Origin of the sequence: Pseudoalteromonas sp. Of7M-16 (genome assembly GCF_022347805.1) — a bacterium.
Lineage (GTDB): Bacteria > Pseudomonadota > Gammaproteobacteria > Enterobacterales > Alteromonadaceae > Pseudoalteromonas > Pseudoalteromonas luteoviolacea_F.
The window spans coordinates 139,724-146,278 of record NZ_JAKRFY010000017.1; the positions used below are offsets into that span (position 1 = coordinate 139,724).

Here is a 6,555-nt window from a genome sequence, read left to right on the forward strand (position 1 = left end):
TATAAGGGCTTAAGACAAAGATGAAAATCTTGCAAGTTGTAGTCGGAAGGAATAATGAGTATTAATTGAATGAATGCGCTTAGGCTTAACACATAAATTGAAGTCACGACTATTCAATAACATAGCGTGATAGCCGGACAACAAGATGTCGCCCAGCTGACTTGTAAGGGCTATCTCTTAACTTTCACTCTTTCTACAGAAATAACCTTTGCTTCAACACGGCGGTTCGCAGTGTGCGCTTCTTGTGTGTTACTGCTATCTAACAAACGCTCTTCTCCATAGCCAATGGTGGAGATCCGCGATTGGGCAATCCCTTCATCAACCAATTGCGCCGCTACCGCATCTGCACGTTTTTTAGATAACCACATATTGTAGTCTGCTTTCCCTAAACTCGATGTATGCCCCTCAAGTACAACGGTAGTCTCTGGGTGAGCGCGCAAAAACTCTACAACCGCGGTGATATCATCTAGGTATTGTTGAGACACTTGCGAATTATTGTTCGGGAAGCGCACTAACAAGCTGACTGTCACTTCTTTATCTTCATATAAGCTACAGCCCATCGCATCTACAGCATCACTCATTGGTGTATTTGCACAGCGATCGTCACGGTCCCATACACCATCACCATCACTGTCTTTTGGCTTGTCGACGACAACAGGTTGTGGAGCTGGCTGAGGGGCTGGTTCAACCTTAGCCGGGCTACTCGAAGCTTTACCAAACATATAATTGATACCAAGTTTTGCGCCGACATCGGTATAGCCACGCTCTAACCCCTGATAAATAGCGGTCTCAAAATTAGCTGCAAAGTTGTCAGTGAAATGATGACGATAGCCAACCCCTGCATTGGCAAATAAATTACTATCGAATATATCAATCGATTTCAAGCCCGCAAGTGCATAAAATGGCCCGCCATTAAAATGGTATAAACCATCAATGCCGAGTCGGTCACCATCTTGAGAACCAACACCTGCGCCTTCCAAATCAAAGTCCATGTCGGCATACTCTATACGCGCACTCCAATATTTGTTAAAGCGGTAACCTAACTCAGCGCCCCAACCAGTAGAGTTGTCAATGCCTACACCGCCATTCCCAACCCCTCGAATATTTTCCCAACTCGCGTCGTAATAGTCACCAAACACACCAATATAAGCACCTTCCTCTACTTCGCTTGCTTGTAACGAAGATGCTGTCGCCATTGCCACAATAATACTTAGCATTTTAAGTTTCATCGCTTTTTTCCCTCTAAAATCTAGACTGATTAATTTTGATAGCCTGATAATAGTAGTCGATGTCTTAATAATTACTTAACACTATATAAGTATTTTTAATTAAGAAATGTAGCTGAACCTAGCCTTGATGACCAAATAAAACTTGGTATAAACCATCTTCTTCAAGCAATGAGTGATGGTCTCCCGACTGCGTCACACGGCCATCATCTAAAACATAAATTATGTCCGCTTGACGGATAGCACTTAACCGGTGGGCAATGATGAGAGTTGTACGCCCACTGAGAAATTGATTCAAGTTTTTGTGGATCCGCGCTTCGGTTTCTACGTCAAGTGCAGAAGTTGCTTCGTCTAAAATGACCATTTTAGGGTTTGCTGCAACCATACGTGCAATAGCCAAACGTTGTTTCTGTCCGCCTGACAGTTTAACGCCATTTCGCCCTACAATGGCATCTAACTTTCCTTCCATCGTTCTGACATTGTCTGCCAACTCAGCAATTTCTAGAGCATGCCACAACTGCTCATCAGTACATAAATTACCTAAGCTCAAGTTTTCACGAATGGTGGAATTAAATAAGATAGGCTGTTGTAACACAGTTACTGCATGCTCTCTGACTTGGTCATAGCCAACATCCTCTACCGCCACACCATTGATTAAGATGTCGCCACTAGATTTTTGGTACAGACCAAGCAATAGCTGCACTAAAGTCGACTTACCTCCTCCAGACACAGCTACCAGCGCTACTTTCTTTCCTTTGGGAATATGCATACTGACGTTATTAAGTATCGGTTGTCCATCATTGTACTCAAAGTTTACATGCTTAAATTCAATGGCGATTTTTTCAGCATTGAATACCTTGCGGGCTTTTTCAGTTCGATGTTCAGTAGATGACTCGGTTTCAAAATCGAGTACTTGATTCAGTCTTTGTAATGCCGCTGATGCACTGTAATATGAGTATTGAATGCTCAAGATTTCTTGAACAGGCCCCATCATAAACCAAAGGTAGCCAAATACGGCAAAAATCTGACCAACTGATAGACCAGAAAACACCACCATGAGCATGGCAATGGCACGAAAAACTTCAAATCCAAGCAAAAACACCGTGAAGCTCAAGCGATTAACAGCATCTGTTTTCCATTGTGATTGCACGGAGTGATACCTGAGCTCTTTCGCTGCATTTAGTACATTGTCAAAATAGCCATGCTCGCGCCTCATTGCCTTTAATTGGGCAATAGCGTCCAACGTTTCGACCAATGCAGTCTGAAAAGCTTCAAATGCGTTGTTCTTTTCTTTAGTTAAGTGTTTTACCTGTTTACCAAACTGGCGTGAAAAATAAATAACTGCAGGGTTTAAGGTCAGAATAATCAAACCTAATGTAAAATCAATCCACAATAATACGATGGCTGTTCCCACTATGGTTAGTAAACCAATGAGAAAGCGCGACATTGTCTGGCTGATAAACCCATCTAACGTCTCAATATCTGTGACACATCGAGAACTGATTGCAGCGCCCCCCTGTGTTTCAAACTCCTTTAATTGCACTTTGGATAGGTGAGAAAGTAAGCGTTGACGAATATTCAGCGACACATCTTTACCGATAATTGTAAACTGACGAGATTGAGCAACGCCAAGCAATAACGCCCCAACGCGCATCAACATGACAACAAATAAAATCGACAGGATATACCCTGTCGGCCCTTGCCAATCAGACGGTAATAACCCATCCATAAACTCAACAGCCACACCTGGTTTTTCAAGCAATACTTCGTCAACCAATAAAGGCATCATAAGTGGAATGGGCACACTCACCAAAGCAGCCATCAACGCAATCAAATGTGCATAAATTAATGGCTTTTTATGCCTCAACACTTGTCTTTGGATCTCTTTCCACGTCAACGGACCTGTCATATTTTTACTCGGCATTTAAGTACCACAAAAAGTTTGATAGCTCTTGGTATTGGTTTGAGATAACAGCCACTTTTCAGGGTAATTATCATAGTTGTACGGCGCACTTAAAGCTGCCAACCAACTATCTAAAACGTCGCTGTTACCATATTGATAGAAGTCACGAATCACTTCCTCCATTAAATCATTACGAGGAATAATCGCCGGATTATGGCGCTGCATGACTGCCGCGATCTCGCTTGACTCATGATCTTGAATGCGTAATTGCCATTTTTTTACCCACTCGTCCAATTCGTGGGGAGCTGGGTACTGAGCCTGCTGGCGATTGATCTTTATCGCAGTCAGTGAGGCAAAGGTGTTCGTAAAATCGAGTTCATTACGAGTCATGATTTCCAATAACTCAGTCACTAACTCTTGATCACCAGGCTGTTCGTCAAGTATTCCCAGTTTATTACGCCAAAGTTGCGTATAACCTTGATTAAAACGCTCCGAAAACCCGACTAATATTTTTGAAAAGCGATCTATTGCCACTTGTTCATCTTCAACAAGCAACAATAGAGACTCCGCCAATCGACCACAATTCCAACTCGCCATATTTGGCTGTTGGCCAAATGCATATCGCCCCTGCCGATCTATAGAACTAAAGACACGGTTAAACGAAAATGACTCTATCATTGCACAGGGGCCATAATCGATGGTTTCTCCATTGATCAGAGTGTTATCAGTATTCATCACACCATGAATAAAACCAACTTGTAACCATTTCAGCATCAAATCACATTGAGCATCACATACAAACTCAAAGAAGGAAAAGATATCTTCTTCTGTAATTTCATTACTCTGTAAGCCAACGTCTTTCATTGTCAACTCTAACAATTTTAACATCGCCTGTGAGTCTTGCTGCATTGCCAAATACTGAAAGGATCCAACTCGAATATGACTGTGTGCAACGCGCGCTACAACAGCGCCTGGCAATTCGCCTTGCCGATACACTGAGTCTCCAGTCGACAATACCGCCAAACATTGTGTAGAAGGTACGCCTAAACTCGACAAAGCTTTGCTCATTACAAATTCCCGAATAGCGGGGCCAAGCGCACATAACCCATCACCGCCTCTCGAAAATACTGTCGCACCTGAGCCTTTGAGTTGAATATCAAAAACCTCATTACCATTTGTTATAAGCGAACCAATTAAATGCGCTCTACCGTCACCCAAAGTTGGATTAAATTGACCAAACTGGTGTCCAGAGTAAGCTAAACAAACACTTTGTGCTCCCGGTAAAGGTCGGTTACCTGACAAATAGGACCGTGCAGTGTCTAAGTCCCAATTCAACCCCAACTGAGTATCCAGCTCGGTATTGAATAATATAACTTTGGCATTGCTAAAATCGTTAGGTTTCGCAGGTACTGCAAATTGTTCACCTATTGGAGCGTATCGTGAATAAAACATAACTTAACTACTCTGTATTATATTATCGCCGACACTGAAGGCGATAAGCTGGCTAAGTGCAGTCATTGATAGACCGCTCGATTGTTGAAGCTCATTAAAATGCTGCTGTGCAGCTTTCAATGATTTAAGCGACTGTAAGCCTCCATCAATTATGTGATTGGCACGCAAGTAAGACTCAACATCTTTGGTAAGTAAAAAGGTATCCTTGCCCAGTGCTCGTAATGCAAATGGTCCAGTGTTACCACCTAAGCGGTTACCTCTTTTTCTAAGTAATAGCCACAAATTAATAATATCGCTACTTGGCCAGTTTGCTACTAGAGTTGAAAATGATCCGTGCTCTTGTTGTAATTCATAAATCATATGGCAGTTGATAGCGATACTTTGTACTTTTTTATAGTTGCGAATAATACGCTCATCTTGTGCACGCTGTTCGTACATCTCTGGCGACATGTAAAGCAGTTTATCAATTGAAAAATTCCAAAAGACTTCTCTAAACCCATCCCATTTAGCATTTACAACTGACCAATAAAATCCAGATTGAAAAATTTTACGTGTGAATTCTTCTAACCATTCATCGTCAGTGCGCAGGCTAAGTGCATTACACGAATGTGGCTCATTCAACAAAGTATGTATATTCGCTTCGCCACCTTTTCTTTCGCATGCTCTGTCATAAATTTCATTAAATTGAGTCAATGGCGCCCCTATATCACATTAATCCAAATCTCAATATTAATAATAGTCTCACATATTGTGCCTACTAAACACACTAAAGATATAAGGGTATTTATTCGCAGCTGACCAATAACAGGGCAGCCCCATAGCTACAAATGAAGTAAAGTGGTTTCCTCACACTAAATTGGTGTAAAAGGTTGGCGGCATGAGCGCAGTGAATGCGTTTGCTTTGAATGAGGTGAGGTGAGCTATTTTGATAGTTGCTAAAGCAACCACCTCTACAATCCACCCTTCTAGTCACCCTGAACTTGATTCAGGGTCTATCGTGCAAAAGGTTGCCGACAGCGAACGCAGTGAGCACGCTTCTTTTGCGCAAAGTGAATAACGTGCAAAATGTAACGTCTGCGAGCGAAGCGAGTGCGTTCAGTTTGCGCAAGGTGAAGTGAGCTGTTTTGATAGTTGCTAAGACTGCCACCTCTATAATCCACCCTTCTCGTCACCCTGAACTTGATTCAGGGTCTAAAGTGCAAAAGGTTACCGACAGCGAACGCAGTAAGCACAGTTCTTTCGCGCAAGGTGAATATCGTGCAAAATATAACGTCTGCGAGCGAAGCGAGTACGTTCAGTTTGCGCAAGGTGAAATGAGCTGTTTTAACAGTTGCTAAGGCTGCCACCTCTAACACCTAAATCGTATCGAATACATGGATCCTGAAGCGAGTTCAGGATGACGGTATTAAACAACGCGGCTGTGCTCACCCTCCTCGTCACCCTGAACTTGATTCAGGGTCTATCGTGCAAAAGGTTACCGACAGCGAACGCAGTGAGTACGCTTCTTTTCGCGCAAGGTGAATATCGTGCAAAGTATTAATGACAATGAGCAAAGCGAATACGTTTACTTTGCGCAAGGTGAAATAAGCTAGTTTAGCTGTTGCCGAGGAAATCTTAAGCTTATCTTGTCGGCGGTGAAGGTTACTCCCTTCACCTGGCGCTAATTCGTCTCTTTATCAATGTGCATGACCTCGGCAATATTCGATTAATCGACCTTTAATTGGGCCCTTGGTGCGCTACGCAGTAGAATGTCCTACTTTCACATGGGAAAGACTCGCCGTCCGCCCCACACACTATCATCGGCGCTATAGTGCAAAAGGTTAGCGACAGCGAACGCAGTGAGAGCGCTCTTTTTGCGCAAGGTGAAATGAGCCGTTTTAAACGTTGCCGAGGGACTTAAACGCAAAAAAGCCCGACTCTTTCGAATCGGGCTTTCTGTTATTTGGCGCTTGGCAATGTCCTACTTTCACATGG

The 6,555-nt window shown here is 42.9% G+C and carries 6 protein-coding genes; 2 read left to right on the top strand and 4 right to left on the bottom strand.

Translation table 11 applies throughout. The annotated features are described in order from the left end of the window. Window positions 1–170: 170 nt before the first annotated feature. The 4 genes from MHN81_RS17605 to MHN81_RS17620 all read right to left on the bottom strand — a co-directional run bounded on the left by MHN81_RS17605 (window position 171) and on the right by MHN81_RS17620 (window position 5,274). Complete coding sequence (locus MHN81_RS17605) at window positions 171–1,229, bottom strand: OmpA family protein (RefSeq protein WP_239426319.1); 1,059 nt, start codon at window positions 1,227–1,229, stop codon at window positions 171–173. Window positions 1,230–1,347: 118 nt separating this feature from the next. Beyond that, complete coding sequence (locus MHN81_RS17610) at window positions 1,348–3,150, bottom strand: ABC transporter ATP-binding protein (protein ID WP_231105418.1); 1,803 nt, start codon at window positions 3,148–3,150, stop codon at window positions 1,348–1,350. Next, window positions 3,151–4,581: a YdiU family protein gene (locus MHN81_RS17615; protein ID WP_239426320.1), complete on the bottom strand. Its 1,431-nt coding sequence runs from the start codon at window positions 4,579–4,581 to the stop codon at window positions 3,151–3,153. A 3-nt stretch (window positions 4,582–4,584) separates the two neighbouring features. Beyond that, window positions 4,585–5,274, bottom strand: coding sequence for a DNA-3-methyladenine glycosylase I (locus MHN81_RS17620; protein ID WP_023398490.1), 690 nt, complete (start codon window positions 5,272–5,274; stop codon window positions 4,585–4,587). 232 nt (window positions 5,275–5,506) lie between these two features. Here MHN81_RS17620 and MHN81_RS28140 point away from each other — a divergent pair, with 232 nt between their 5' ends. After that, window positions 5,507–5,638, top strand: coding sequence for a hypothetical protein (locus tag MHN81_RS28140; RefSeq protein ID WP_275447024.1), 132 nt, complete (start codon window positions 5,507–5,509; stop codon window positions 5,636–5,638). A 67-nt stretch (window positions 5,639–5,705) separates the two neighbouring features. After that, window positions 5,706–5,918, top strand: a complete 213-nt coding sequence (locus MHN81_RS17625) for a hypothetical protein (RefSeq protein ID WP_239426321.1) — start codon at window positions 5,706–5,708, stop codon at window positions 5,916–5,918. The last annotated feature ends 637 nt before the right edge of the window (window positions 5,919–6,555 follow it).

What these genes read in the sequence shown, in the direction of transcription:
- MHN81_RS17605 (WP_239426319.1), bottom strand. Translation starts at nt 1,229, where the DNA reads ATGAAACTTAAAATGCTAAGTATTATTGTGGCAATGGCGACAGCATCT.
- MHN81_RS17610 (WP_231105418.1), bottom strand. Translation starts at nt 3,150, where the DNA reads ATGCCGAGTAAAAATATGACAGGTCCGTTGACGTGGAAAGAGATCCAA.
- MHN81_RS17615 (WP_239426320.1), bottom strand. Translation starts at nt 4,581, where the DNA reads ATGTTTTATTCACGATACGCTCCAATAGGTGAACAATTTGCAGTACCT.